22 protein-coding genes are annotated in these 24,883 nt (G+C 69.0%); 20 read left to right on the forward strand and 2 right to left on the reverse strand.

Annotation, left to right across the window (positions count from 1 at the left end; all coding sequences use genetic code 11):
• The first annotated feature begins 196 nt into the window (after positions 1–196).
• The 5 genes from EZ313_RS19945 to EZ313_RS19965 all read left to right on the forward strand — a co-directional run bounded on the left by EZ313_RS19945 (position 197) and on the right by EZ313_RS19965 (position 7,747).
• Positions 197–3,067: a 2-oxoglutarate dehydrogenase E1 component gene (locus EZ313_RS19945; RefSeq protein WP_135265061.1), complete on the forward strand. Its 2,871-nt coding sequence runs from the start codon at positions 197–199 to the stop codon at positions 3,065–3,067.
• Between the two features lie 124 nt (positions 3,068–3,191).
• Positions 3,192–4,454 carry a 2-oxoglutarate dehydrogenase complex dihydrolipoyllysine-residue succinyltransferase gene (gene odhB, locus EZ313_RS19950; RefSeq protein WP_135265062.1) on the forward strand — a complete coding sequence of 421 codons (1,263 nt, stop codon included), beginning with the start codon at positions 3,192–3,194 and terminating at the stop codon, positions 4,452–4,454.
• A gap of 10 nt (positions 4,455–4,464) precedes the next feature.
• Entirely contained in the window at positions 4,465–5,883 is a 1,419-nt protein-coding gene (gene lpdA, locus EZ313_RS19955; protein ID WP_135265063.1) for a dihydrolipoyl dehydrogenase, read from the forward strand.
• 128 nt (positions 5,884–6,011) lie between these two features.
• Positions 6,012–7,109, forward strand: a complete 1,098-nt coding sequence (gene zapE, locus EZ313_RS19960; RefSeq protein ID WP_135265064.1) for a cell division protein ZapE — start codon at positions 6,012–6,014, stop codon at positions 7,107–7,109.
• Complete coding sequence (locus tag EZ313_RS19965; protein ID WP_135265065.1) at positions 7,106–7,747, forward strand: hypothetical protein; 642 nt, start codon at positions 7,106–7,108, stop codon at positions 7,745–7,747. The genes zapE and EZ313_RS19965 overlap by 4 nt, the downstream gene beginning before the upstream one ends.
• Positions 7,748–7,771: 24 nt before the next feature.
• Here the strand turns inward: EZ313_RS19965 and EZ313_RS19970 are convergent, their stop codons facing one another.
• Positions 7,772–8,533 carry a PP2C family protein-serine/threonine phosphatase gene (locus EZ313_RS19970; RefSeq protein ID WP_135265066.1) on the reverse strand — a complete coding sequence of 254 codons (762 nt, stop codon included), beginning with the start codon at positions 8,531–8,533 and terminating at the stop codon, positions 7,772–7,774.
• Between the two features lie 113 nt (positions 8,534–8,646).
• Here EZ313_RS19970 and EZ313_RS19975 point away from each other — a divergent pair, with 113 nt between their 5' ends.
• Together EZ313_RS19975 and EZ313_RS19980 are read left to right on the forward strand one after the other, a co-directional pair.
• On the forward strand, positions 8,647–8,850 hold the full coding sequence (locus EZ313_RS19975; RefSeq protein WP_135265067.1) for an HP1242/YdcH family protein: 204 nt from the start codon (positions 8,647–8,649) through the stop codon (positions 8,848–8,850).
• A 10-nt stretch (positions 8,851–8,860) separates the two neighbouring features.
• Positions 8,861–10,912, forward strand: coding sequence for a DNA repair helicase YoaA (locus tag EZ313_RS19980; protein ID WP_135265068.1), 2,052 nt, complete (start codon positions 8,861–8,863; stop codon positions 10,910–10,912).
• A 5-nt stretch (positions 10,913–10,917) separates the two neighbouring features.
• On the opposite strand, the gene EZ313_RS19985 is transcribed toward EZ313_RS19980, so the two are convergent.
• Positions 10,918–11,712 carry an outer membrane protein assembly factor BamD gene (locus EZ313_RS19985; RefSeq protein ID WP_135265069.1) on the reverse strand — a complete coding sequence of 265 codons (795 nt, stop codon included), beginning with the start codon at positions 11,710–11,712 and terminating at the stop codon, positions 10,918–10,920.
• A 15-nt stretch (positions 11,713–11,727) separates the two neighbouring features.
• Here EZ313_RS19985 and EZ313_RS19990 point away from each other — a divergent pair, with 15 nt between their 5' ends.
• From EZ313_RS19990 to hfq, 13 genes are all read left to right on the forward strand, one after another.
• Positions 11,728–12,813, forward strand: coding sequence for an RluA family pseudouridine synthase (locus EZ313_RS19990; protein ID WP_420849326.1), 1,086 nt, complete (start codon positions 11,728–11,730; stop codon positions 12,811–12,813).
• 72 nt (positions 12,814–12,885) lie between these two features.
• Complete coding sequence (gene scpB / locus EZ313_RS19995) at positions 12,886–13,599, forward strand: SMC-Scp complex subunit ScpB (protein ID WP_135265070.1); 714 nt, start codon at positions 12,886–12,888, stop codon at positions 13,597–13,599.
• 10 nt (positions 13,600–13,609) lie between these two features.
• Positions 13,610–15,052: a pseudouridine synthase gene (locus EZ313_RS20000; RefSeq protein WP_135265071.1), complete on the forward strand. Its 1,443-nt coding sequence runs from the start codon at positions 13,610–13,612 to the stop codon at positions 15,050–15,052.
• Between the two features lie 129 nt (positions 15,053–15,181).
• On the forward strand, positions 15,182–15,607 hold the full coding sequence (gene ndk / locus EZ313_RS20005) for a nucleoside-diphosphate kinase (protein WP_135265072.1): 426 nt from the start codon (positions 15,182–15,184) through the stop codon (positions 15,605–15,607).
• Between the two features lie 16 nt (positions 15,608–15,623).
• Positions 15,624–16,790: a dual-specificity RNA methyltransferase RlmN gene (gene rlmN / locus EZ313_RS20010; RefSeq protein WP_135265073.1), complete on the forward strand. Its 1,167-nt coding sequence runs from the start codon at positions 15,624–15,626 to the stop codon at positions 16,788–16,790.
• A 2-nt stretch (positions 16,791–16,792) separates the two neighbouring features.
• Positions 16,793–17,617: a type IV pilus biogenesis/stability protein PilW gene (gene pilW / locus EZ313_RS20015; protein ID WP_135265074.1), complete on the forward strand. Its 825-nt coding sequence runs from the start codon at positions 16,793–16,795 to the stop codon at positions 17,615–17,617.
• Positions 17,610–18,536 (forward strand): helix-turn-helix domain-containing protein, encoded by a 927-nt coding sequence (locus EZ313_RS20020; protein WP_135265075.1) that lies wholly within the window; start codon positions 17,610–17,612, stop codon positions 18,534–18,536. Before pilW ends, EZ313_RS20020 begins: the two co-directional genes overlap by 8 nt.
• The gene (gene ispG / locus EZ313_RS20025; RefSeq protein ID WP_135265076.1) at positions 18,537–19,811 is read left to right on the forward strand and encodes a flavodoxin-dependent (E)-4-hydroxy-3-methylbut-2-enyl-diphosphate synthase; all 1,275 of its coding nucleotides are present in this window, start codon (positions 18,537–18,539) and stop codon (positions 19,809–19,811) included. It abuts the gene before it with no gap.
• Positions 19,812–19,884: 73 nt separating this feature from the next.
• Positions 19,885–21,204: a histidine--tRNA ligase gene (gene hisS, locus EZ313_RS20030; RefSeq protein WP_135265077.1), complete on the forward strand. Its 1,320-nt coding sequence runs from the start codon at positions 19,885–19,887 to the stop codon at positions 21,202–21,204.
• Positions 21,205–21,256: 52 nt separating this feature from the next.
• Complete coding sequence (locus EZ313_RS20035) at positions 21,257–21,946, forward strand: YfgM family protein (RefSeq protein ID WP_135265078.1); 690 nt, start codon at positions 21,257–21,259, stop codon at positions 21,944–21,946.
• Positions 21,946–23,094 carry an outer membrane protein assembly factor BamB gene (gene bamB / locus EZ313_RS20040; RefSeq protein ID WP_135265079.1) on the forward strand — a complete coding sequence of 383 codons (1,149 nt, stop codon included), beginning with the start codon at positions 21,946–21,948 and terminating at the stop codon, positions 23,092–23,094. Before EZ313_RS20035 ends, bamB begins: the two co-directional genes overlap by 1 nt.
• Positions 23,095–23,112: 18 nt before the next feature.
• Positions 23,113–24,450 (forward strand): ribosome biogenesis GTPase Der, encoded by a 1,338-nt coding sequence (gene der / locus EZ313_RS20045; RefSeq protein ID WP_135265080.1) that lies wholly within the window; start codon positions 23,113–23,115, stop codon positions 24,448–24,450.
• 149 nt (positions 24,451–24,599) lie between these two features.
• Positions 24,600–24,848, forward strand: a complete 249-nt coding sequence (gene hfq / locus EZ313_RS20050) for an RNA chaperone Hfq (RefSeq protein ID WP_135265081.1) — start codon at positions 24,600–24,602, stop codon at positions 24,846–24,848.
• Positions 24,849–24,883: the final 35 nt, after the last annotated feature.

The raw sequence follows: 24,883 nt of genomic DNA on the forward strand, positions 1-24,883 counted from the left end.
CCTTGCGACGAGGGGGCCGGGCTGGGGTGAGGGGGTTCGTGATGCGGCCAACGGCGGGCACTACAGCGAAGCGGGTTGTGCCACACCGTGGCACAATCCGCGGCCTGTAGTGCAACCGCCAACCGGTCCAGCCGTGCCGCGGAAGGTTTCATCAACCAGCTGAAGCTCCCTGAAGGGGAGCAGAAAGTAGCGAGAGATGAGCGATCAGAGCTCCGTCTATTCGGCCTACCGTGGCAACTCCTACCTGTTCGGCGGCAACGCGCCGTACGTGGAGGAGATGTACGAGAACTACCTGGCCAACCCCACGAGCGTTCCGCAGACCTGGCGCGAATACTTCGACGCGCTGCAGCACGTGCCCGCCTCCGACGGCAGCGACGCCAAGGACGTGCCGCACATGCCGGTCATCAATGCCTTTGCGGAGCGCGCCAAGCAGGGCGGCACCCGGGTGGTGGGCGCGCGGGGCGCCGATTCGGAGCTGGCGCGCAAGCGCACCGCCGTCCAGCAGCTGATCGCCGCGTACCGCAACGTGGGCTGCCGCTGGGCCGACCTGGACCCGCTCAAGCGCGCCGAGCGCGAGAACATCCCCGAGCTGGAGCCGTCCTTCTACGGCTTCACCGCCGCCGACCAGGAAGCGGTGTTCAACACCAGCAACACCTTCTTCGGCCGCGACAGCATGTCGCTGCGCGAGCTGATCAACGCCCTGCGCGAGACGTACTGCGGCTCCATCGGCGCCGAGTACATGTACATCAGCGACCAGGGCCGCAAGCGCTGGTGGCAGCAGAAGCTGGAATCCATCCGCAGCAAGGCCAGCTTCCCGAACGAGAAGAAGAAGCACATCCTCGAGCGCCTCACGGCCGCCGAGGGCCTGGAGCGCTTCCTGCACACCAAGTACGTCGGCCAGAAGCGCTTCTCGCTGGAAGGCGGCGAGAGCTTCATCGCCTCGATGGACGAGCTGATCCAGCAGGCCGGCGCCCGGGGCGTGCAGGAGATCGTGATCGGCATGGCCCACCGCGGCCGCCTCAACGTGCTGGTCAACACGCTGGGCAAGATGCCGGCCGACCTGTTCGCCGAGTTCGAGCACACCGCCAAGGAAGACCTGCCCGCGGGTGACGTCAAGTACCACCAGGGCTTCTCCTCCGACGTCAGCACGCCCGGCGGCCCCGTGCACCTGTCGCTGGCCTTCAATCCCTCGCACCTGGAGATCGTGAACCCGGTGGTCGAAGGCTCCGTGCGCGCTCGCATGGACCGTCGCGCCGACCCCAAGGGCAAGCAGGTGCTGCCCGTGCTGGTCCACGGCGACGCCGCCTTCGCGGGCCAGGGCGTGGTGCAGGAGACGCTGGCGCTGGCCGAGACGCGCGGCTACTTCACCGGCGGCACGGTGCACATCGTCATCAACAACCAGATCGGCTTCACCACGTCGGACCCGCGCGATGCGCGCTCGACGCTGTACTGCACCGACATCGTGAAGATGATCGAGGCGCCGGTGCTGCACGTGAACGGCGACGACCCCGAGGCGGTGGTGCTGGCGACCCAGCTGGCGCTGGAGTACCGCATGGAGTTCGCCAAGGACGTGGTGGTGGACATCATCTGCTTCCGCAAGCTGGGCCACAACGAGCAGGACACGCCCTCGCTCACCCAGCCGCTGATGTACAAGAAGATCGCGGCCCACCCCGGCACCCGCAGGCTGTACGCCGACAAGCTGGCCGCGCAGGGCCTGGGCGAGTCGCTGGGCGACGACATGGGCAAGGCCTACCGCGCCGCCATGGACGCGGGCAAGCACACGGTCGATCCGGTGCTGTCCAACTTCAAGAGCAAGTACGCCGTCGACTGGCAGCCCTACCTGGGCAAGAAGTGGACGGATGCGGGCGACACGGCCATTCCCACCGCCGAATGGCGCCGCCTGGCCGAGCGCATCACGGCCGTACCGGAGAACTTCACGGTCCATCCGCTGGTCAGGAAGGTGCTGGAAGACCGCGCCGCGATGGGCCGCGGCGACGTCAACGTCGACTGGGGCATGGGCGAGCACATGGCCTTCGCCTCCCTGGTGGCCAGCGGCTACCCGGTGCGCCTGTCGGGCGAGGACGTGGGCCGCGGCACCTTCACCCACCGCCACGCCGTCCTGCACGACCAGAACCGCGAGAAGTGGAACGAGGGCACCTACATCCCGCTGCAGAACGTGACGGAGAACCAGGCGCCGTTCACCTGCATCGACTCCATCCTGTCGGAGGAGGCGGTGCTCGGCTTCGAGTACGGCTACGCGTCCAACGACCCGCACACGCTGGTGATCTGGGAAGCGCAGTTCGGCGACTTCGCCAACGGCGCCCAGGTCGTCATCGACCAGTTCATCGCGTCGGGCGAGGTGAAGTGGGGCCGTATCAACGGCATCACGCTGATGCTGCCGCACGGCTATGAAGGGCAGGGACCGGAGCACAGCTCGGCGCGCCTGGAGCGGTTCATGCAGCTGTCGGCCGACACCAACATCCAGGTGTGCCAGCCCACCACGGCCAGCCAGATCTTCCACCTGCTGCGCCGCCAGATGATCCGCCCGCTGCGCAAGCCTCTGGTGATCATGACGCCCAAGTCGCTGCTGCGGAACAAGGACGCGACGTCGCCGCTGTCCGAGTTCACCAAGGGCGGCTTCCAGACCGTGATCCCCGAGAACAAGGACCTCAAGGCCGACAAGGTCAAGCGCGTCATCGTCTGCTCGGGCAAGGTCTATTACGACCTGGCCAAGAAGCGCGAGGAGAAGGGCGCCGACGACGTGGCCATCCTGCGCGTGGAGCAGCTGTATCCGTTCCCGCACAAGGTCTTCGCCGCGGAGCTGCGCAAGTACCCCAACACCACCGACATCGTGTGGTGCCAGGACGAGCCGCAGAACCAGGGCGCGTGGTTCTTCATCCAGCACAACATCCACGAGAACATGCTGGAAGGCCAGAAGCTCGGCTACGCCGGCCGGGCCGCGTCGGCCTCACCCGCGGTGGGGTACGCGCACCTGCACCAGGAGCAGCAGAAGGCCCTGGTGGACGGCGCGTTCGCCAAGCTCAAGGGCTTCGTGCTCACGAAATAAGCGCAACGTCATCCCCGCGCAGGCGGGGATCCAGACGCGCGCGCATGCGCGCCGCCCAAGAGCCCTGGATTCCCGCCTCCGCGGGAATGACGGCACACCAGATAAGAACCTAGGAAAAAACAACATGGCGATCGTTGACGTCAAAGTGCCGCAGCTGTCCGAGTCCGTGGCCGAAGCCACCCTGCTGCAATGGAAGAAGAAGCCCGGCGAGGCCGTGGCGCAGGATGAGATCCTGATCGAGATCGAGACCGACAAGGTGGTGCTCGAGGTGCCCGCGCCCAGCGCGGGCGTGCTGTCCGAGATCGTGGTCGCCGACGGCGGCACGGTGGCCGCCGAACAGGTGATCGCGAAGATCGACAGCGAAGGGCGGGCCGCCGCCGCGGCTGCAGCAGCGCCGGCGCAGGCCGCCGCACCGGCCGCGGCCAAGCCGGCTCCCGCCACGGCCTCGGCCGGCGCGAAGTCGGACATCGCGATGCCCGCCGCGGCCAAGCTGATGGCCGACAACCAGCTGGGTGCCGGCTCGGTTCCGGGCACCGGCCGCGATGGCCGCGTGACGAAGGGCGACGTGCTGCAGGCGGTTGCCGGGGGTGCCGCCAAGGCCGCCGTGGCGCCGCCCGCGCCCGCCGCCCGCCCGCCCGCGCCTGCACTGCAACAGGTGTCCGCGCCGGCGTCGCCCGACCTGGGCGAACGGCCCGAGCAGCGCGTGCCCATGAGCCGACTTCGTGCTCGCGTCGCGGAGCGGCTGCTGCAGTCGCAGTCCAGCAACGCCATCCTGACCACCTTCAACGAGGTCAACATGGCCCCGGTGATGGAGATGCGCAAGCGCTTCCAGGATCGCTTCGAAAAGGAACACGGCGTCAAGATCGGCTTCATGTCGTTCTTCGTGAAGGCCGCGGTGCACGCCCTCAAGAAGTACCCGGTGATCAACGCCAGCGTCGACGGCAACGACATCGTCTACCACGGCTACTTCGACATCGGCATCGCGGTGGGCTCGCCGCGCGGCCTGGTGGTGCCGATCCTGCGCAACGCCGACCAGATGTCGTTCGCCGAGATCGAGAAGAAGATCGCCGAGTTCGGCGCCAAGGCGCGCGACGGAAAGCTGGGCATCGAGGAGATGACCGGCGGAACCTTCTCCATCTCCAACGGCGGCGTGTTCGGCTCGATGCTGTCGACGCCCATCATCAACCCGCCGCAGTCGGCCATCCTGGGCGTGCACGCCACCAAGGACCGCCCGGTGGTGGAGAACGGGCAGGTCGTCGTCCGCCCGATCAACTACCTGGCCATGAGCTACGACCACCGCATCATCGACGGCCGCGAGGCCGTGCTGGGGCTGGTGGCGATGAAGGAAGCGCTGGAAGACCCGGCCCGCCTGCTCTTCGACATCTGAGGAGCGGCACATGGCAAAGGAATTCGACGTCGTCGTCATCGGCGGCGGCCCGGGCGGCTACATCGCCGCCATCCGCGCGGCCCAGCTCGGCTTCAACACGGCCTGCATCGACGAGTGGAAGAACAAGGACGGCAAGCCGGCGCTCGGGGGCACCTGCACCAACGTCGGCTGCATCCCGTCCAAGGCGCTGCTGCAGTCGTCGGAGAACTTCGAGCACGCCGGCAAGCACTTCGCCGACCACGGCATCCAGGTCTCCGGCCTGGGCCTGGACCTCGCGAAGATGCTGGGGCGCAAGGACGCCGTCGTGAAGCAGAACAACGACGGTATCCAGTACCTTTTCAAGAAGAACAAGGTCAGCTTCTTCCACGGCCGCGGCTCGTTCGCGGGCAAGGCCGAAGGCGGCTGGCAGGTCAACGTGGGCGAAGAGTCCCTCACGGCCAGGCACGTGATCGTGGCCACCGGTTCCAACCCGCGGGCGCTGCCGGGCGTGCCGTTCGACGAGGAGAAGGTCCTCTCGAACGACGGCGCGCTGCGCATCCCCGCCGTGCCCAGGAAGCTGGTGCTGATCGGCTCCGGGGTCATCGGCCTGGAAATGGGCTCGGTCTGGCGGCGCGTCGGCGCCGAGGTCACGGTGCTGGAGGCGCTGCCCACGTTCCTGGGCGCGGTCGACGAGCAGATCGCCAAGGAAGCGCACAAGGCCTTCACCAAGCAGGGCCTCAAGATCGAGCTGGGGGTCAAGGTCGGCGAGGTGAAGACGTCCGGCGCCGGCGTGTCCGTGAGCTACACGTCGGCCAAGGGCGAAGAGCAGACGCTGCAGGCCGACCGCGTGATCGTGTCGATCGGCCGCGTGCCCAACACCATCGGCCTGAATGCCGAATCGGTGGGCCTCAAGGTCGATGAGCGCGGCGCCATCGTGGTCGACGACGAGTGCCGCACCAACCTGCCGAATGTGTGGGCCATCGGCGACGTGGTGCGCGGCCCGATGCTGGCGCACAAGGCGGAGGAGGAGGGCGTGGCGGTGGCCGAGCGCATCGCGGGCCAGCACGGTCACGTCAACTTCAACACCATTCCCTGGGTCATCTACACCAGCCCCGAGATCGCCTGGGTCGGCCAGACCGAGCAGCAGCTGAAGGCGGCCGGCGTGAAGTACAAGGCCGGCAGCTTCCCGTTCATGGCCAACGGCCGGGCGCGCGCGCTGGGCGACACGACCGGCATGGTCAAGTTCCTGGCGCACGCGGAGAGCGACGAGATCCTGGGCGTGCACATCGTCGGCCCCATGGCCAGCGAGCTGATCTCCGAAGCCGTGGTGGCGATGGAATTCCGCGCCAGCGCCGAAGACATCGCGCGCATCTGCCACGCGCATCCTTCCCTGTCGGAAGCGACGAAGGAAGCGGCGCTGGCGATCGACAAGCGCACGCTGAACTTCTGAAGGCCGGGTTGAACACCCGTACGCAGAAAACGCAGAAATGACGCAGGCAACGCAGAAGAATCGATGATGGCTTCTTCGGTTTCTGCGCGCTTTCGGCGTTTTCCGCGTACGGGTGTCCGCTCCCCTGCATGAGCGTCCGCGCCGCCTACGAGGCCGAACTGAAGGCGCGGGGTTACGAAAGCGACCCCGCGCAGCTGCGCGCGGTCGAGGCCCTGGACCGCTGCGCGCAGGAGTGGGCGGAGTTCAAGGAGCAGCGCTCCAACGTCTTCAAGAAGCTGATCAACCGGCCGGACATCCCGCGCGGCGTCTACATGTGGGGCGGCGTGGGGCGCGGCAAGAGCTTCCTGATGGACTGCTTCTTCAACGCAGTCCCGCTGCGGCGCAAGACGCGCCTGCACTTCCACGAGTTCATGCGCGAGGTGCACCGCGAGCTCACCGAGCTGCAGGGCACGGTGAACCCGCTGGACGCCCTCGGGGAACGCATCGCCAAGCGCTTCCGGCTCATCTGCTTCGACGAGTTCCACGTCGCCGACATCACCGACGCGATGATCCTGCATCGCCTGCTGCAGGCGCTGTTCGACAACGGCGTGGGCTTCGTCACCACGTCCAACTTCCGGCCGGACGACCTGTACCCGAACGGGCTGCACCGTGACCGCATCCTTCCCGCGATCGCGCTGCTCAACGAGAAGCTGGAGGTCGTCAACGTCGACAACGGCATCGACTACCGGCGCCGCACGCTCGAACACCTGAAGCTCTACCACACGCCTTTGGGCGCGCAGGCCGATGCGGAGATGAGCCGCGCCTTCGACGAACTGGCCGAGGCGCATTACGAGGATCCGACGCTGCACATCGAGCAGCGCGAGATCCGCGCCCGCCGCAGGGCCGGCGGCGTGGTGTGGTTCGACTTTCGCACGCTCTGCGGCGGTCCGCGCTCGCAGAACGACTACCTGGAGATCGCGACGCAGTTCCACACCGTGCTGCTGTCCGACGTGCCGTACATGCCGGTCAACCTCGCCTCCGAAGCGCGCCGCTTCACCTGGCTGGTCGACGTGCTCTACGACCGGCGCGTCAAGTTGATCATGTCGGCTGCCGTCGCGCCGGAGGCGTTGTACACGGAAGGTCCCCTCGCGCATGAGTTCCCGCGCACGGTTTCGCGGCTGAACGAGATGCAATCGGCCGAATTCCTGGCCGAGGAGCACCGCTCGGTGGACACTCGGCTCACATGAACAAGTTCGCGTTTCTTCTTCTCGCTTGCGTGGCCGTGCCGGCCTGGGCACAGCCGGGCGACGTCGCGGCCCAGCGCGCGCAGATCGCCGCCGAGCGCAGCCGGGCCGAAGCCGAGTTCGAGCAGGCGCACAAGGCCTGCTACCAGAAGTTCGCCGTCAACGACTGCATCTCCGATGCACGAGCCACACTGCGCCAGGTTCTCGCCGGCCTGCGCCAGCAGGAACTGGCGCTCAATGACGCGGAGAGGCGGCGCCGTGCGGCCGAGCGGATGCGCGAGATCGAATCGCGCTCGGCTGGGCGAGAGGGCGGAGCGGAGCCCGGGGGGCAGCAAGCGCAGCAGCGCGCACCACAAGAGACGCAGCAGGAAACGCAGCAGGACACCGAGCGCGGCTCCAGGGTGCGCGACACGGCCAAGGCGGCTCCGCCGCAACGCGCCGCCTCCGCACAGGCGCCAAAGCCTCGCCGTGCCGCCCAGGCGCCGCGCACGCCCAAGCCGGTCGAACGTCCCGACACCGAAGAGAACGAGCGCCGCTACAACGAGCGGCTGCAGCAGGCCCAGGAGCACAGGGCCAAGGTGGAAAAGCGCGCCGCCCAGTCCGGCAACAAGGACGTGAAGCCGCTGCCCGTGCCGCCCTGAGCCTCGCGTGAGCGGGCGGCCCGCTCAGCCCTCCAGCGGCTCCAGCTTGACGATCACGAGCGACAGGTTGTCGCCGCCGCCGCGGGCGCGCGAGCGCGCCTTCTCGATCAGGAACTCGCTGGCCTCGCGCGGCGAGAGCGACGAAAGCACCGAACCGAGTTCGTTGGGGCTGAAGTAGTGCCACACGCCGTCGCTGCAGGCCATGAGCACGTCGCCGGGGCGCAGCTGGTCCACGTGGTGCAGTGTGGCCGGCGGATCGTCTTCCGCCCCCAGGCAGCCCATGAGGATGTTGGACTGCGGGTGGACGTTGGCCTCTTCCTCGGTGAGCTGTCCCGCTTCCACCAGCGTCTGCACGTAGGAGTGGTCGAGAGTGCGCTTGACCAGGTTGCCGCCGTGGAAGTGGTAGATGCGCGAATCGCCCGCATGCACCCAGTGGCAGTCGCCCGCCGGGTTGATGAGGAACGCGGCGATGGTGCTGTGCGGCTCCTGCTCCGCGGCAATCGCTGTGAGCTTGATGACGAGGTGCGCCTCCTGCACCACCTGCTTGAGCAGCACGCCGGCGTCGTCGTGGTCGGGCGAGTAGCGCTCGAACAGCTGGCGCGCCGTGAGCATCACCTGGTCGGATGCCTTGCGGCCGCCGCTGCGGCCGCCCATGCCGTCGGCCACCACCGCGAGCACGCAACCGCTCATTCGGGGATGGGCGATCAGGGCGACCTGGTCCTGCTGGTATTCGCGGTCACCCTTGTGGATGCCCGTCGCTGCGGTGAGTCGGTAGCCTTTGCCCATGCTTGGCGAGTGCGCGCCGGGAAAGCGTCGCGCCCTCGATAATTGACTGCGGAGCGCGTATTATCGTTTGATCCTGTGGAGTTCCCGCTCCGCCGAGCCGCCCCCCATTCGTCGTGGAATCCAACCTGCACTCGCCCGAGCGGCGCCTGATCGAGCTGCGCATCGAACATGCCGATCTCAACGCCCTCATCGACGCCGCCGCGCGCGAGCAGCCCCTGGACGAACTCACGTTGCGCCGCCTCAAGAAACGCCGCCTGGCCCTGCGCGACCTGATCGCCCATCTCGAGCTGGAGCTGGATCCCAAGGAACCCGCCTGAAACTGCCCCGATGACGTTGACTGATGCGGTCCGCCGGGCCTTCGCGGCCGACGGCGCCCTGCCGCGCGCGGCCGATTCCTTCCGGCCGCGAGCCGCCCAGACCGAGATGGCCCTGGCCGTCGCCCGCACGATCGAAGAAGGCGGCGCGCTCGTCGTCGAGGCGGGCACCGGCGTGGGCAAGACCTTCTCCTACCTCGTCCCGGCGCTGCTCTCGGGCGACCGGGTGCTGCTGTCGACCGCCACCAAGACCCTGCAGGACCAGCTGTTCGGGCGCGACCTGCCGCGGCTGGTCGAGGCGCTCGGGCTGCCCGTGCGCACCGCGCTGCTCAAGGGGCGCGGCAGCTACCTGTGCCTGCACCGGATGGAGCTGGCGCGTCGCGATCCGGGCGCGGGCGACCGCGGCATCGCCGCCGCGCTGGCCCGCGTGGAGCAATGGGCTCAGGCCACCCGCAGCGGCGATCTGGCCGAGCTGCCGGGGCTGGACGAACGCTCACCGGTGATCCCGCTGGTCACCTCGACGCGAGACAACTGCCTGGGCGCGCAGTGCCCGAAGTTCCGCGAGTGCCACGTGAACCGCGCGCGTCGCGAAGCGCTCGCGGCCGACGTCGTCGTGGTGAACCACCACCTGTTCTTCGCCGACCTGGCCGTGCGCGAATCGGGCATGGCCGAACTGCTGCCCACGGTGCGCGTGGCGGTCTTCGACGAAGCGCACCAGTTGAACGAAACCGGCGTGCAGTTCCTCGGCGCGCAGCTGGGCACCGGACAGCTGCTGGACTTCACGCGCGACTTGCTGGCGGCCGGCCTGCAGCTGGCCCGCGGGCTCGCCCCGTGGCATGAAGTCGCCGCGGCGCTCGACCGCGCCGCGCGCGAACTGCGGCTGGTGGTGGGACGCTCGACGGCCGGCAGCCGCCTGCGCTGGACCGGCGCCGCGCCGGAAGGCGTGCCGCAGCACGCCTGGCAGGACGCATTGGCCGACGTGGAGGTTGCATGCGAAGACGCGATGGAGGCCTTGGCCACCGTGAGCGAGATCGCGCCCGACTTCGTGCGGCTGCACGAGCGCGCCGCGACCCTGGCCCAGCGCAGCGGCCGCTTCCTCGCCGAGGCCGCGCCGGATGCCGTGCGCTGGGTCGACGTGGGCCAGCAGCTGCGGCTGGTGGAGTCGCCGCTGGACATCGCGCAGGCGGTGCGCACGAAGCTGCTCAAGGCTGATCCCCCAACGGCGAAGGGCACCGACGACGAGCCGGGGCGCGAGCCGGTGGAGCAGGGCGGCCGCGCCTGGATCTTCACTTCGGCCACGCTGGGCGATGACGCGCGCCTGCGATGGTTCACCGAGCCCTGCGGGCTGGACGACGCCGAGGTCTTGAAGGTCGGCAGCCCGTTCGACTATCCCGCGCAGGCGGCGCTCTACCTTCCGCGCGACCTGCCCAAGCCCAACGATCCCGGCCACAGCCCGGCGGTGGCGCGGCTTGCTGCGCAGGCAGCCCAGGGCCTGGGTGGCCGCACGATGGTGCTCACGACCACTCTGCGCGCACTGCGAGGCATCGGCGAAGAGCTGCAGCGGCGATTCCAGGGCTCGATGGAGCTCGAAGTGCTGGTCCAGGGCCAATGGCCCAAGCGCCGCCTGATCGAGCGATTCCGCGAAGGCGCCGGCCCCGGCCGGCCGGGCTGCCTGCTGGTGGCCTCGGCCTCCTTCTGGGAAGGCGTGGACGTGCCCGGTGACGCTCTCGAACTCGTGGTGATCGACAAGCTGCCTTTCCCACCGCCCGGCGATCCGCTGGTGGAAGCGCGTTCGCAGCGGCTGCAATCGCAAGGCCGCAATCCGTTCAACGACTACTTCGTCCCCGAAGCGGCGGTGGCGCTCAAGCAGGGCGCAGGCCGCCTGATCCGCAGCGAGACGGATCGCGGCGTGCTGGTGGTGTGCGACACGCGCCTGGCGCAGATGGGTTATGGGCGGCGGCTGCTGGCGGCGATGCCGCCGATGCGGCGGCTGTCGTCGCCGGAGGAATTCGAGGAGGCACTCGAGGCGCTGGGGGCGGCGCGGACTTCAGCCGCGGCGGCCTGAGGGCGTCACCAGAACTGCCACCAGGACTTGCCGTTGCCGGCCTTGTAGCCCCGGGTCAGGTACTCGCTCTGCGGATACGTCTTCTCAAGCACGCGCCGGCTGTCATCGCGCAGCTGGGTCATGCCGAGCGCGTCGTACGAACGCACCAGGATGTACAGCGCCTCCTCCAGCGCGGGCACGTCGCGGTAGTCGGCCAGCGCAGCCTGCGCGCGGTTGATCGCGGCCACGTAGGCGCCGCGGGAGAAGTAGTAGCGCGCCACGTGCACCTCGGACTGGGCCAGCGAGTTGACGATGTACGTCATGCGGGCCCGCGCATCGGGCGTGTAGCGCGAATCCGGAAAACGGGCGACCAGTTCCTTGAAGGATTCGAAGGATTCCTTGGCCGCCTTCTGGTCACGCTCGGACAGGTCCTGCCGCGACAGCCACGAGAACATGCCGAGGTTGTCGTTGAAGTTGACCAGTCCCTTGAGGTACAGCGCGTAATCGACAGCGGGGCTGGCCGGGTGCAGCTTCATGAAGCGGTCGAGCGTCGCGATGGCCTGGGCCTGCTCGCCGGCCTTGTAGTGCGCGTAGGCTTTCTCCAGCTGGGCCTGCTGGGCCAGCGGCGTGCCGGCCGCGCGGCCTTCGAGCTTCTCGAACAGCGGAACCGCTTTCTCGTACGAGCCGGCGTTCATCTCGTCGCGGGCTTCGGCGTAGATCCGGTTCGGGCTCATCGTGGCCGTGCGGTCCTCGCTCACCGAAGCGCAGCCGGCCAGCAGAAGGGCCGCCACCGCGACACCGGATAATTTCGCTCGAAGCATCACGCGCAGACCTTCTTGAAACAGGGCCGGACGATTATAGAAGCGGGCCTTTCTCCCGACGCCTCGCCGCTGCCGCCGGACGAGGAGGGCGAAAGCGAACCTGCGTCCGAGCTGCGGCAGCTCGTCGTCGACGAGGAGCGGCACGGCCGCCGGCTGGACCAGGCGCTGGCCGAGCTGGTGCCCGAGTTCTCGCGCAATTACCTGCAGCAGCTGGTCAACGGTGGCGCGGTCGCACTGAACGGCCGCCGTGCTGCGCGGCCCGCGCACCGCGTCAAGGCGGGGGACGCGATCGCGATCGAACTGCGGCCCACGCCGCAGAGCCTGGCATTCCGGCCCGAGCCGATGCCGCTGTCCGTGGTGCACGAAGACGAGCACCTGCTGGTGATCGACAAGCCGCCAGGCCTGGTGGTGCATCCCGCGCCGGGCAACTGGACCGGCACGCTGCTCAATGGCCTGCTGGCGCGTGACGAGCGTGCGGGGCTGCTGCCTCGCGCGGGCATCGTGCACCGGCTGGACAAGGACACCAGCGGCCTGATGGTGGTGGCGCGCACGCGCGCAGCGATGGACGCACTGGTGCGGGCGATCGCGGCGCGCGCGGTCGCGCGGCAGTACATCGCGATCGCGCATCGCCGCTGGAGCGGGCCCCCGACCCGCGTGGTCGATGCGCCGATCGGGCGCGACCCGCGCAACCGGCTGCGGATGGCAGTCGTCGGCGCGGCGGACCCCGGCAAGGCCGCGATGACGACCTTCGAGCTCCTCGACACCGCGCAGGAGGCCTGCCTAGTGCGCGCGAGCCTGCACACCGGCCGCACCCACCAGATCCGCGTGCACATGGCGCACCTGGGTCATCCGCTGGTGGGCGATGCCCTCTACGGCGGCAGCGTGGACGGCGGCCTGGGGCGGCAGGCGCTGCATGCGTTCCGCCTCGCTTTCGCGCATCCTTTCACGGGCGAGGCGCTGGACTTCGCGTCGGCGCTTCCTGCCGACCTCGTGCATGGGCTTTCGCTCTGGGGGCTGCGTTACAATCCGGCTCCAGCGATGGCCCCCCATGCCACGCCTGCCGGTCCAGCCGCGCAGCCTGCGCAAGGCCCCCGGCGATGACGCCGCCCAGCCCACATGGGCCCATGACTGGAGCGCCGCCGGCGCCCGATCCAGCCAGGAAGTAGCAAGAAGATGAATACCGCGGATGCCAAGCGCGTCCTCGAAACCGCGCTGATCTGTTCGCCGCAGCCGCTGCCGCTGCGCGAACTGCGCGTGCTGTTCAACGACGAACTGGGCGCCGACACTGTCAGGTCCCTGCTGGAAGACCTGCAGCACGACTGGGCCCAGCGCGGCGTCGAACTGGTCTGCGTGGCCAGCGGCTGGCGTTTCCAGAGCCGCCCCGAGATGCGCGAGTACCTGGACCGGCTGCACCCGGAGAAGCCTCCCCGCTACACCCGGGCGGCGCTCGAGACGCTGGCCATCATCGCGTACCGCCAGCCCGTGACGCGCGGCGACATGGAAGACATCCGCGGCGTCACCATCAACACGCAGATCCTCAAGCAGCTCGAGGACCGCGGCTGGGTCGAGGTGATCGGCCATCGCGAGGCGGCCGGCCGCCCGGCGCTCTATGCCACCACGCGGCAGTTCCTCGACGACCTGGGCCTCGGCTCCCTCGACCAGCTGCCCATGCTGGAGTCGCCCTCGCAGCAGGTCGCCGCGCTCGCCGGCCTGGCCGGCGCGGCCGACGATGCGGTCCAGCCAGACCTCGCCATCGACTCGCAGGATGCACGCGGCGACGCCGCCGGCGAACATGCGCAATCCCCCGAAGCCGCTTCCTCCCATTCCCCTTCCGATGAAGTCCCGCCGGCCGATGCCGGCGATGCGGCCCCCGCCGCGCTGACCTGAAGTCCCCCGCATGAACCCCACCGACCAGCCCGCCACGGCCGACGAGGCCCCTCCCCCGGAAGACCAGGAACAGGCGGCGCGGCAGGCCGCGACCGAAGGCGCGGCGCTCCCGCAGGACCCGGTGGAAGCTCGCCAGCGCGATCCGGAGGACCTTCGGGACGAGGGCGAAGAGGCCGACGACGAGGACGCCGACGACCTGCAGCCCCAGGGGCGCCGCGAGCGGCCCGCTCCGCTGCCGCCGGCCGAGCCGATCCGCTTCGAGGACGTGGTCTCGGGCCGCTTCGACGAGCAGGAGACCAGCGCGGAGACCGGGCCGCCCAAGCGCGTGCTGGCGCCGCAGGCCGAGACGCCCAAGCTGCACAAGGTGCTGGCCCAGGCCGGCCTGGGCTCGCGCCTGGAGATGGAACAGCTGATCATGGAAGGGCGCATCTCGGTCAACAACGAGCCCGCCCACATCGGCCAGCGCATCCAGTGGGGCGACCAGATCAAGGTCAACGGCAAGCCGATCAAGGTCCGCATCGCGCCGCCGCCGGCCCGCGTGATCGCGTACCACAAGCCCGTGGGCGAAGTGGTCACGCATGACGATCCGCAGAACCGCCCCACCGTATTCCGCAAGCTGCCGCGGCTGCAGCAGGGCAAGTGGCAGTCGGTCGGACGGCTGGACCTGAACACCGAAGGCCTGCTGCTGTTCACGAATTCCGGCGAACTGGCCAACCGTCTGATGCACCCTCGCTTCGGCCTGGAGCGCGAATACGCGGTGCGCGTGCTGGGCGCGCTGTCGGACGAGGAGAAGCAGCGGCTGCTGGAAGGCATCGAGCTGGACGACGGCAAGGCCCAGTTCGGCGCGATCGAGGATGGCGGCGGCGAGGGCGCCAACACCTGGTACCGCGTGACGATCTCCGAAGGCCGCAACCGCGAGGTGCGCCGGCTGTTCGAGGCGCTCGGCCATGCGGTCAGCCGCCTGATCCGCATCCGTTACGGCGCGATGGTGCTGCCGCGCGGTTTGAAGCGCGGCGCCTGGCTGGAGCTGGACGAGCGCGACATCCGGGCGCTTACGCAGGCTTCCGGCGGGCCGCTCTCGAGCGAGCGCGCGCAGGGTGAGGGGGACGCCAAGTCCCGCAACAACCGCAGGCGCGGCAACCGCGGCGGCGGCCCGCGGCCCGACGGCGCGAACCGGGGCAACGGCCAGCCCGGCGGCAAGGGCGGCCAACCCCAGCAGCAGCAGCGCCGGTCCAAGGACCGCACGGGCGGAGGCGGCGGCAATTCGCAGCCCGATCCGATGAAGACCTCCTTCGGCTACATCGGCGCGGACAGCTTCATGCGGCAGCGCCAGGGGCCGGGCGGCGGTGGCGGCGGACAACGCCGCGGCGGCGGAGGGGGTGCTGGGGGCGGTGGGGGCGGTGGTGGCTCCGGCGGCCAGCGCCGGGGCGGCGGCGGCCGCGGCGGCCGCTGAACAAGCCCACGCTGCCATGAGGCGGCTTCGCCGGCAGGCTAAAATATCGGGCTTTGCCGAACTTTCGCGCCACGGCACACCCCAAGCGGCGCGCATTCCTCCACAAAACAATCGACAGGCAGATTCCAAATGGCGATCGAACGCACCCTTTCCATCATCAAGCCGGACGCCGTGGCGAAGAACGTGATCGGCCAGATCTACGCGCGCTTCGAGGCCGCCGGGCTGAAGATCATTGCCGCCCGGATGGCGCATCTGTCCCGCCAGGAGGCCGAGCAGTTCTACGCCGTGCACAAGGCGCGCCCCTTCTTCAAGGACCTGGTCGACTTCATGATCTCGGGCCCCGTGATGATCCAGGTGCTGGAAGGCGAGAACGCCATCCTCAAGAACCGCGAGCTGATGGGCGCCACCGACCCGAAGAAGGCCGAGAAGGGCACCATCCGCGCCGACTTCGCCGACAGCATCGACGCCAACGCGGTGCACGGCTCCGACGCCCCCGAAACCGCCAAGGTCGAAGTCTCGTTCTTCTTCCCCGGCATGAACGTCTACTCCCGCTGACGGGAGCCCGCATGCGATGACGGCCAGTCCTGTTGGCTCCCGGGCCAACCTCCTCGAATTCGACCTCGAAGGGCTGGCCGCGTTCTGCGAAACGCTCGGGGAAAAGCGTTTCCGCGCCACGCAGCTTTTCCGCTGGATCCACCATCGCGGCGCGCGAGACTTCGACCAGATGAGCGATCTGGCCAAGTCGCTGCGCGAGAAGCTCAAGACCACGGCCTGCATCGAAGGCCTGCCCGTCCTCTCGCAGCACGAGTCGGCCGACGGCACGATCAAGTGGCTGTTCGACGTGCGCGACGGCAATGCGGTGGAAGCAGTGTTCATCCCGGAGGACGACCGCGGCACGCTGTGCGTTTCCTCCCAGGCCGGGTGTGCGGTGGGCTGCCGTTTCTGCTCCACCGGCCACCAGGGCTTCTCGCGCAACCTCACCGCCGGCGAGATCGTCGCCCAGCTCTGGTTCGCCGAGCACTTCCTGCGCCGCCACCTGGACACGGGCGAGCGGGTCATCTCCAACGTGGTGATGATGGGAATGGGCGAGCCGCTGCAGAACTATTCGGCGCTCGTACCCGCCCTGCGCGTGATGCTGGACGACCACGGCTACGGCCTGTCGCGCCGCCGCGTGACCGTCTCCACGTCGGGTGTCGTGCCGATGATGGACAGACTCGGGCAGGACTGCCCGGTGGCCCTGGCCGTGTCGCTGCACGCGCCGAACGACGACCTGCGCGACAACCTCGTGCCCCTGAACCGCAAGTACCCGCTGGCCGAACTGCTGGACGCGTGCAACCGGTACCTGGAGCACGCGCCGCGCGACTTCATCACCTTCGAATACTGCATGCTCGACGGCGTCAACGACCAGCCGGAGCATGCGCGCCAGCTGATCGAGCTGGTGCGGCACCACGCCGGCCGGGGCGTCAGCTGCAAGCTGAACCTGATCCCGTTTAATCCATTTCCCCAGTCCGGGCTGACGCGCTCGCCCAACACCCGTGTTGTCGCGTTCGCGAAATTGCTGAGTGATGCTGGTATCGTCACCACCGTGCGCAAGACGCGAGGGGACGACATCGACGCTGCCTGCGGCCAGCTCGCCGGCGACGTCAAGGACCGCACCCGCGTGGGCGAACGGATCGCCCAGCAGCGCACCGTGATGCTGAAACCGGTGCCCGTCGGCGCCGGCGCGAAGGAGACGTGAGCATGAAGCGGGGCGTGGGGATGGTGGGATTGCTCGCGGCGGTCGTGCCCTGGGCGGGGCTGTTGTCCGCGGCCCTGGTGCTGGGCGGATGTGCATCCGGCCCAAATGCGGACATGGGGCAGCAGGACATCGCGACCGAGTCCGACGAATCCGAAGCCCGTCGCCGCGCCCGCATCCGCATGCAACTGGCGGTCGGCTACTTCGAGCAGGGCCAGACCGCGGTCGCACTGGACGAACTCAAGCAGGTGGTCGCAATCGACCCGACCTATCCGGACGCCTACAACCTGCGCGGCCTGATCCACATGCGCCTGAACGACTTCCGCCAGGCGGAGGACAGCTTCAAGCGCGCCGTCTCGCTCAATCCGCGCGACGGCAACACCATCCACAACCTCGCGTGGCTGTACTGCCAGCAGCGCCGCTTCGAGGATGCCAACCAGTCTTTCGAGCAGGCCCTCAGCAACCGGACGTATGGCGATCGCGCCAAGACGCTGATGGCGCAAGGCCTGTGCCTCAACCGGGCGGGCAAGAAGGCTGAGGCGGAAAAGAGCCTCAGCCGCGCGTACGAGCTGGATGCGGGCAATCCCATCATCGGCTACAACCTGGCGTCGCTGATGTACGACCGCGGCGAGCTGCAGCGCTCGCAGTTCCTGATGCGCCGCCTGAACAACAGCCAGCTGGCCAACGCGGAGACGCTGTGGCTGGGCGTGAAGGTTGAGCGCAAGATCGGCGACCGCCTCGCCATGAACCAGCTGGCCGACCAGCTCAAGCGCCGCTTCCCGCAGTCGAAGGAAGCGGGGCGCCTGGACCGCGGAGCCTTCGATGAGTGACACCGCCTTTGCCGCCGGCCCCAGCGGGGGCGTCCTGCTTCGGCAAGCCCGGGAGGCTGCCGGCCTGCATGTCGCCGCCTTGGCCGCGTCTCTGAAGGTCCCCGTGCGCAAGCTCGAGGCGCTGGAGGAAGACCGCTACGAACAGCTCACCGACGCGGTGTTCGCGCGCGCGCTGGCTCTGAGCGTTTGCCGCACGCTGAAGATCGATCCGCAACCGATCCTGGATCGCCTGCCGCAGACCACCGCGCCGCGGCTGGTCCAGGACCATGAAGGCATCGGCGCGCCTTTCCGCGCACCGGGCGATGCGGCTGCCCCGGTTTGGCGCGACTACGTGAAGAGCCCCGTGACGCTCGCAGTGGGCGGCTTGCTCCTGGGCGCCATCGCCATCCTGCTGCTTCCCAGCTTCCGCAGCGAAGCTCCCGCCGCCGCGGTCCGCACCGAAACGACCGAGGTGCCGATGGCCGCGTCCGTGGTCCTGCCGGCCACCGTCTCTGATGGCGGTACGCCAGCGGCCAATACTTCTCCCTCCGCGCCTGCCGTGCCCACCGCAGCCCCGGTCGCGGTGTCGACCACGCCGGCGCTTGCCGCCGCCCCCGCGGTCACCGTTACGACGGTCAGCACCGTGGCTTCACCGGCCAGCGCCCCGGCCGCTGCGACACCCGTCAACGTCGCGCCGGCCGCCACCGGCATCGTCGTTTTCAAGGTCAGCGGCCCGTCCTGGATCGAGGTCATGGACAGCCAGGGCAAGGTTCCCCTGCGCCGGCTGCTGGCCGCCGGTGAGAGCGCCGGGGCTTCCGGCGCGCTGCCGCTGGCGGTCACGGTCGGCAGCGTCAGCACGACGACCGTCGAGGTTCGCGGCAAGCCGTTCGACCTCGGTCGGGTCTCGCGCGACAACGTCGCCCGATTCGAGATCAAGTAAATGTCCCCCCAACCCTGCCTGCCGGTTCTGCCGGCCGCTCCCGCTTCCCGCCGCAGTCGCCAGGCTCGCATCACCTGGGGCTCGCGCGTGGTCACCGTCGGCGGCGATGCGCCGGTGCGCGTGCAGTCGATGACCAACACCGACACCGAGGACCCGATCGCCACGGCCATCCAGTGCAAGGAGCTCGCGCAGGCCGGTTCCGAGGTGGTGCGCATCACCGTCAACACGCCCGAAGCCGCGAAGCAGGTGCCCTACATCCGCGAGCAGCTGGACCGCATGGGCGTGGACGTGCCGCTGGTGGGCGACTTCCACTACAACGGCCACCGCCTGCTGACCGAGTTCCCGGACTGCGCGCAGGCCCTGTCCAAGTACCGGATCAACCCCGGCAACGTCGGCAAGGGCGACAAGCGCGACCGTCAGTTCGGCCAGATGATCGAAGCCGCCATGCGCTGGGACAAGCCGGTGCGCATCGGCGTCAACTGGGGCAGCCTCGACCAGGAGCTGCTCGCGACGCTGATGGACGAAAACCACGCCCGCGCCGAGCCCTGGGACGCCCGCAGCGTGATGTACGAGGCGCTGATCACGTCCGCCATCGAATCGGCCCGCCGGGCGGAAGCGATGGGCATGCCCGGCCACCAGATCATCCTGTCGTGCAAGGTCAGCGGCGTGCAGGACCTGATCTCGGTGTACCGGGAGCTGGCGCGCCGCTGCGACTATCCCTTGCACCTCGGCCTGACCGAGGCGGGGATGGCCACCAAGGGCACCGTGGCCTCCAGCGTGGCGCTGGGAATCCTGCTGCAGGAAGGCATCGGCGACACGATCCGCGTGTCCCTCACGCCGCAGCCGGGCGAGTCGCGCACGCAGGAAGTCGTGATCGCGTCCGAGATTCTCCAGGCGCTGGGCCTGCGCGTGTTCGTTCCCAGCGTCACGGCCTGCCCGGGCTGCGGCCGCACGACCAGCACCACCTTCCAGGAACTGGCCAAGCAGATCGATGACCACCTGCGGGCCAACATGCCTCTGTGGCGCACCAAGTACCCCGGTGTCGAGAAGCTCAGGGTCGCCGTGATGGGCTGCATCGTCAACGGCCCGGGCGAGAGCAAGCACGCCGACATCGGCATCAGCCTCCCCGGCACGGGCGAGGCCCCGGCGGCGCCCGTCTTCATCGACGGCCAGAAGGCGTTGACGCTGCGCGGCGAGAACATCGCCGCCGAATTCCACAAGATCGTCGAGAACTACATCGAAAAGCGTTTTGGCGCTCCTGCGCTGACGCTCTGAGCGCCTTCCGCTTTGCGGCAGGCAGGAAGGGCGAGCAAGCTCGCCCGGCGCCCCGAAAGAGCACCTGTTACTCATGGCTGAAAAACTGAGTGCCGTCAAAGGCATGAACGACATCCTGCCGGCTTCCGTGCCGCGCACGGAGAAGCTGCCGGATTCGGCACTGTGGCAATGGTTCGAGTCGGCCGTGCGCACGGTGCTCGCGCGCTACGGCTACCAGTACCTGCTGACGCCCATCGTCGAGCCCACCGCGCTGTTCGTCCGTGGCCTGGGCGAGGTCACCGACATCGTCGAAAAGGAGATGTATTCCTTCGTCGATTCGATGAACGGCGACCGGCTCACGCTGCGTCCCGAGGCCACCGCCGGCATCGTCCGCGCGGTCATCGAGCACAACGCCCTGTACAACGGCCCGCTGCGCATCTGGACGCTGGGCCCTATGTTCCGCCACGAGCGCCCCCAGAAGGGCCGCTACCGGCAGTTCCACCAGCTCGACGTCGAGGCGATGGGCTATGCGGGCCCCGACGTCGATGCCGAGATGATCCTGATGGCCCGCGCGCTGTGGCGCGAGCTGGGCTTGGTCGAAGGGCAGCACGTCCGGCTGGAGATCAACAGCCTGGGCCAGCCCGAGGAACGCCGCGCGCATCGCGAGGCGCTCGTGCGCTACTTCGAGGAGAACGCCTCCACGCTGGACGCCGATGCGCAGCGCCGCCTGCACAGCAACCCGCTGCGCATCCTGGACAGCAAGAACCCGGCGATGCAGGCGGTGATCGAAGGCGCGCCGCGCCTGATGGATTTCCTCGGCGCGGAATCGAAGGCGCATTTCGATGCCGTGCGCGGCGCGCTGGATGCCGTGGGACTCGAGTACCGCGTCAACCCGCGCCTGGTTCGTGGCATGGACTACTACAACCTCACCGTGTTCGAGTGGATGACCGACCAGCTCGGCTCCCAGGGCACGGTCTGCGGAGGCGGCCGCTACGACGGCCTGATCGGCCAGCTGGGCGGCAAGCCCGCGCCGGCCGTCGGATTCGGCCTGGGCATCGAGCGGCTGCTGCTGCTGATCCAGGAACTCGGGCTGCCGGTCCCCTCGGCGGCCCCGGATGTCTACGCGGTGGTGCCGGCCGATGCGCCGCTGCCGACCGTGGTCGCCGCACTCGAAGCGCTGCGTGCCGCCGGCGTGCGGGTGTTGCAGCACGGTGCCGGTCCGGACGGCCCCGGCAGCCTCAAGTCGCAGTTCAAGAAGGCCGATGCCAGCGGCGCGCGTTACGCGCTGATCTTCGGCGCGGACGAACTCGCTGCGGGTGAAGTCACGGTCAAGGCGCTGCGGGATGGCTCGGGCGCGCAGCAGCGGCAGCCGCTCGCAGGCGTCACCGCCTGGGCCGCGACGCTGAAGAGCTGACCTCCGCGGCTCACTACAATGCCCGGTTGCCCCGTCCGGGCACAAGGATTCCATGGCCTCGCATCTCGACCTCGAAGAACAGGAGCAGCTTGACGATCTCAAGCACTTCTGGAAGACCTACGGCAACCTGATCTCCTGGCTGCTGATCGCCGTGTTCGGCGCCATTGCCGCGATGAACGGCTGGCAGTGGTACCAGCGCACCCAGTCGGCCAAGGCCTCGGCCCTGTACGAGGAAGTCGAGCGGGCCGTGCGGGCCGGCGACATGGCGCGCGCGGAGCAGGGCTTCGCCGACGTCAAGAACAAGTACGGCGGCACGGTGTTCGCGCAGCAGGCCGGCCTGCTCGTCGCGCAGGCGGAGGCCGACAAGGGCAAGCCCGATGCGGCCAAGGCCGCCCTGCAGTGGGTGGCGGACAAGGCGTCCGACGAAGGCCTGCAGGCCGTCGCGCGCCTGCGCCTCGCGGCGCTGCTCGTGGAGTCCAAGGCGTACGACGAGGCGCTGAAGCAGCTGAACGCCGAGGTGCCCGACGAATTCAACGCGCTGGTGGCCGACCGCCGCGGGGACATCTACAACCTGCAGGGCAAGAAGGCCGAGGCCAAGGCCGAATACACCAAGGCCTACCAGTCGCTCACCGACGGCGCCGAGTACCGGCGGCTGCTCGAAGTGAAGCTCACCTCGCTGGGCGTCGATCCCAAGAGCCTGGCGCCCGCCAAGGAGGCCTCGTCCGGGACCGCCAAGTCATGATGGGCCGGGCGCAACCGGTGCTCCGACGCGGCCTCGCCGCCGCTGCGATCACGCTGCTTCTTGCGGGCTGCTCCTCGCTGCCGTTCTTCGGCGGCCCCGAGAAGCCGAAGCCGGCGGAGCTGCAGCCCAACCCGGCGACGCTGGGCATCCGGCCGGCCTGGACGAATCGCATCGGTGAAGTGGCGTTCCCGCTGCTGGTGAACGTCACCGGCAACCAACTGGCGGTCGCGAGCAGCGACGGCACCGTGGCGGTGCTCGATGCAAGCACGGGCCGCGACCTGTGGCGTGCGAGCGTGGGCGCGCCGATCGGCGCCGGGGTGGGCAGCGACGGCACACTGGCGGCGGTCGTCACCCAGCAGAACGAAGTGGTGGCGCTCTCCGGCGGCAAGGTGCTGTGGCGCGAGCGTCTGCCCGCCCAGGCCTACACGGCACCGCTGGTGGCCGGCAACCGCGTGTTCGTGCTGGCGGCGGATCGCTCCGTCACCGCCTTCGACGGCCAGACCGGCCGTCGCCTCTGGAACCAGTCGCGCCCGGGCGAGCCGCTGGTGCTGCGCCAGGCCGGCGTGCTGCTGGCCGTGGGCGACACGCTGGTGGCCGGGCAGGGCGGGCGCCTCGCCGGGCTGAATCCCTTGAACGGCAGCATCCGCTGGGAAGCACCGATCGCCACTCCGCGTGGCACCAACGATGTCGAACGGCTGGTCGACCTGGTTGGGCGTGTCAGCCGCGTCGGCAACTCGGTCTGTGCGCGCGCTTTTCAGGCATCCGTGGGCTGCGTCGACACCGGTCGCGGCCTGGTGTCCTGGACCAAGCCGGCCAACGGCGGCGAAGGCGTGAGCGGTGACGAGCGCTTCGTCATCGGCACCGAATCGGACGGCCGCGTGGTGGCCTGGCGCCGCGACAACGGCGAGCGCGCCTGGGTGAACGACAAGCTGCTGTACCGCGGTCTCTCCACGCCGCTGGTCGTGGGCAGTTCGGTCGCCATCGGCGACAGCACCGGCCTGCTGCACGTGCTCTCGCGCGACGATGGCTCGCTGCGCAACCGCCTGCCTACCGATGGCACGCCCGTGGCGGCGCCGCCGGTGGTGGTGGGCAACACCCTGGTCGTGGTCACGCGCGGCGGCGGCGTGCACGCCTTCGTTCCGCAGTAAGTTGCTCGAAGGGCGCCGATGAAACCCGTGATGGCCCTGGTGGGCCGCCCGAACGTCGGCAAGTCGACGCTGTTCAACCGCCTCACCAAGTCGCGCGACGCCATCGTCGCCGACTTCGCGGGCCTCACGCGCGACAGGCACTACGGCAACGCGAAGCACGGCAAGCACGAGTTCATCGTGGTCGACACCGGCGGCTTCGAGCCCACCGCCGAGAGCGGCATCTACATGGAGATGGCCAAGCAGACGCGGCAGGCCGTGGCGGAAGCCGACGTCGTGGTCTTCGTGGTCGATGCCCGCGGCGGCCTCTCCGCGCAGGACCACGACATCGCCAACTACCTGCGCAAGCTGGGCAAGCCGACGGTGCTTGCGGCCAACAAGGCCGAGGGCATGACGGAGGGCGTTCAGCTCTCGGAGTTCTACGAGCTGGGCCTGGGCGAGGTGCACCCGGTCTCGGCCGCGCACGGTCAGGGCATCCGCAGCCTGGTGGAGACGGCGTTCGAGCCGCTGAATCTGCCCGACGAGGAGGAAGAAGCGGGCGAGGTGGAGGCGGGCGTCATCAAGCTGGCCGTGGCGGGTCGTCCCAACGTCGGAAAGTCCACCCTGATCAACACCTGGCTGGGCGAGGAGCGCCTGGTCGCGTTCGACTTGCCCGGCACGACGCGCGATGCGATCGCGGTGCCGTTCGAGCGCGGCGGGCAGAAGTACGAGCTGATCGACACCGCCGGATTGCGCCGGAAGGGCAAGGTGTTCGAGGCGATCGAGAAGTTCTCGGTGGTCAAGACGCTGCAGGCGATCGAGTCGGCCAACGTGGTGCTCCTGCTGTTGGACGCCACGCAGGGCGTGACCGACCAGGACGCGCACATCGCCGGCTACATCCTGGAGAGCGGCCGCGCGGTGGTGATCGCCGTCAACAAATGGGACGCAGTCGACGAGTACCAGCGCGAGCAGCTGCAGCGTCAGATCGAGGCTCGGCTGGCCTTCCTGAAGTTCGCGTCCCTGCACCTCATCTCGGCGAAGAAGCGCCAGGGCCTGGGCCCGGTGTGGCAATCGATCGCGCAGGCGCACAAGGCCGCGATGACCAAGATGCCGACGCCGGTGCTGACGCGGCTGCTGCAGGAGGCTGTGCAGTTCCAGTCGCCCAAGCGCTCGGGCATGTTCCGCCCCAAGCTGCGCTACGCGCACCAGGGCGGGATGAACCCGCCGGTGATCGTCATCCACGGCAACTCGCTCGAGCACGTCACCGATGCGTACAAGCGCTTCCTGGAGGGGCGGTTCCGCAAGGAGTTCAACCTCATCGGCACGCCGCTGCGCATCGAGATGAAGACGTCGAAGAACCCTTACGCCGACAAGGAGTAAGGTGCGCGAGATGCCCGTTGATGGGGCGCGCCCTTGAACCGGACCGCGCCGGCCCCATGTGCTGGCGGTGCCGAAGCCAGACTACTTGCACAGCTGTGTTGCTGTGGTAAGGTGCGTTTTCCAACAACACCCCGAACACGGAGAATATCGTGAGCAACAAAGGGCAGCTACTTCAAGACCCGTTCCTGAACACGCTGCGACGCGAGCACGTGCCGGTGTCGATCTACCTGGTCAACGGGATCAAGCTGCAGGGGCAGATCGAATCTTTCGACCAGTACGTCGTCCTCCTGCGCAACACCGTGACGCAGATGGTCTACAAGCACGCGATCTCCACCATCGTCCCCGGCCGCGCCGTGAACTTCTCCACGGCCGAAACCAACGAAGCCGCCGCCAGCTGACCGCGAGCACGCGGTGGCGTGCGCTCCCCGCCGGG

The sequence above is a fragment of the Ramlibacter henchirensis genome (assembly GCF_004682015.1).
GTDB classification, from domain to species: domain Bacteria; phylum Pseudomonadota; class Gammaproteobacteria; order Burkholderiales; family Burkholderiaceae_C; genus Ramlibacter; species Ramlibacter henchirensis.

Excerpts from the sequence above, each read along its gene's own strand:
- EZ313_RS19945 (WP_135265061.1), top strand. The coding sequence starts at position 197 with ATGAGCGATCAGAGCTCCGTCTATTCGGCCTACCGTGGCAACTCCTAC.
- odhB (WP_135265062.1), top strand. The coding sequence starts at position 3,192 with ATGGCGATCGTTGACGTCAAAGTGCCGCAGCTGTCCGAGTCCGTGGCC.
- lpdA (WP_135265063.1), top strand. The coding sequence starts at position 4,465 with ATGGCAAAGGAATTCGACGTCGTCGTCATCGGCGGCGGCCCGGGCGGC.
- zapE (WP_135265064.1), top strand. The coding sequence starts at position 6,012 with ATGAGCGTCCGCGCCGCCTACGAGGCCGAACTGAAGGCGCGGGGTTAC.
- EZ313_RS19965 (WP_135265065.1), top strand. The coding sequence starts at position 7,106 with ATGAACAAGTTCGCGTTTCTTCTTCTCGCTTGCGTGGCCGTGCCGGCC.
- EZ313_RS19970 (WP_135265066.1), bottom strand. The coding sequence starts at position 8,533 with ATGGGCAAAGGCTACCGACTCACCGCAGCGACGGGCATCCACAAGGGT.
- EZ313_RS19980 (WP_135265068.1), top strand. The coding sequence starts at position 8,861 with ATGACGTTGACTGATGCGGTCCGCCGGGCCTTCGCGGCCGACGGCGCC.
- EZ313_RS19985 (WP_135265069.1), bottom strand. The coding sequence starts at position 11,712 with ATGCTTCGAGCGAAATTATCCGGTGTCGCGGTGGCGGCCCTTCTGCTG.
- scpB (WP_135265070.1), top strand. The coding sequence starts at position 12,886 with ATGAATACCGCGGATGCCAAGCGCGTCCTCGAAACCGCGCTGATCTGT.
- EZ313_RS20000 (WP_135265071.1), top strand. The coding sequence starts at position 13,610 with ATGAACCCCACCGACCAGCCCGCCACGGCCGACGAGGCCCCTCCCCCG.
- ndk (WP_135265072.1), top strand. The coding sequence starts at position 15,182 with ATGGCGATCGAACGCACCCTTTCCATCATCAAGCCGGACGCCGTGGCG.
- rlmN (WP_135265073.1), top strand. The coding sequence starts at position 15,624 with ATGACGGCCAGTCCTGTTGGCTCCCGGGCCAACCTCCTCGAATTCGAC.
- pilW (WP_135265074.1), top strand. The coding sequence starts at position 16,793 with ATGAAGCGGGGCGTGGGGATGGTGGGATTGCTCGCGGCGGTCGTGCCC.
- EZ313_RS20020 (WP_135265075.1), top strand. The coding sequence starts at position 17,610 with ATGAGTGACACCGCCTTTGCCGCCGGCCCCAGCGGGGGCGTCCTGCTT.
- ispG (WP_135265076.1), top strand. The coding sequence starts at position 18,537 with ATGTCCCCCCAACCCTGCCTGCCGGTTCTGCCGGCCGCTCCCGCTTCC.
- hisS (WP_135265077.1), top strand. The coding sequence starts at position 19,885 with ATGGCTGAAAAACTGAGTGCCGTCAAAGGCATGAACGACATCCTGCCG.
- EZ313_RS20035 (WP_135265078.1), top strand. The coding sequence starts at position 21,257 with ATGGCCTCGCATCTCGACCTCGAAGAACAGGAGCAGCTTGACGATCTC.
- bamB (WP_135265079.1), top strand. The coding sequence starts at position 21,946 with ATGGGCCGGGCGCAACCGGTGCTCCGACGCGGCCTCGCCGCCGCTGCG.
- der (WP_135265080.1), top strand. The coding sequence starts at position 23,113 with ATGAAACCCGTGATGGCCCTGGTGGGCCGCCCGAACGTCGGCAAGTCG.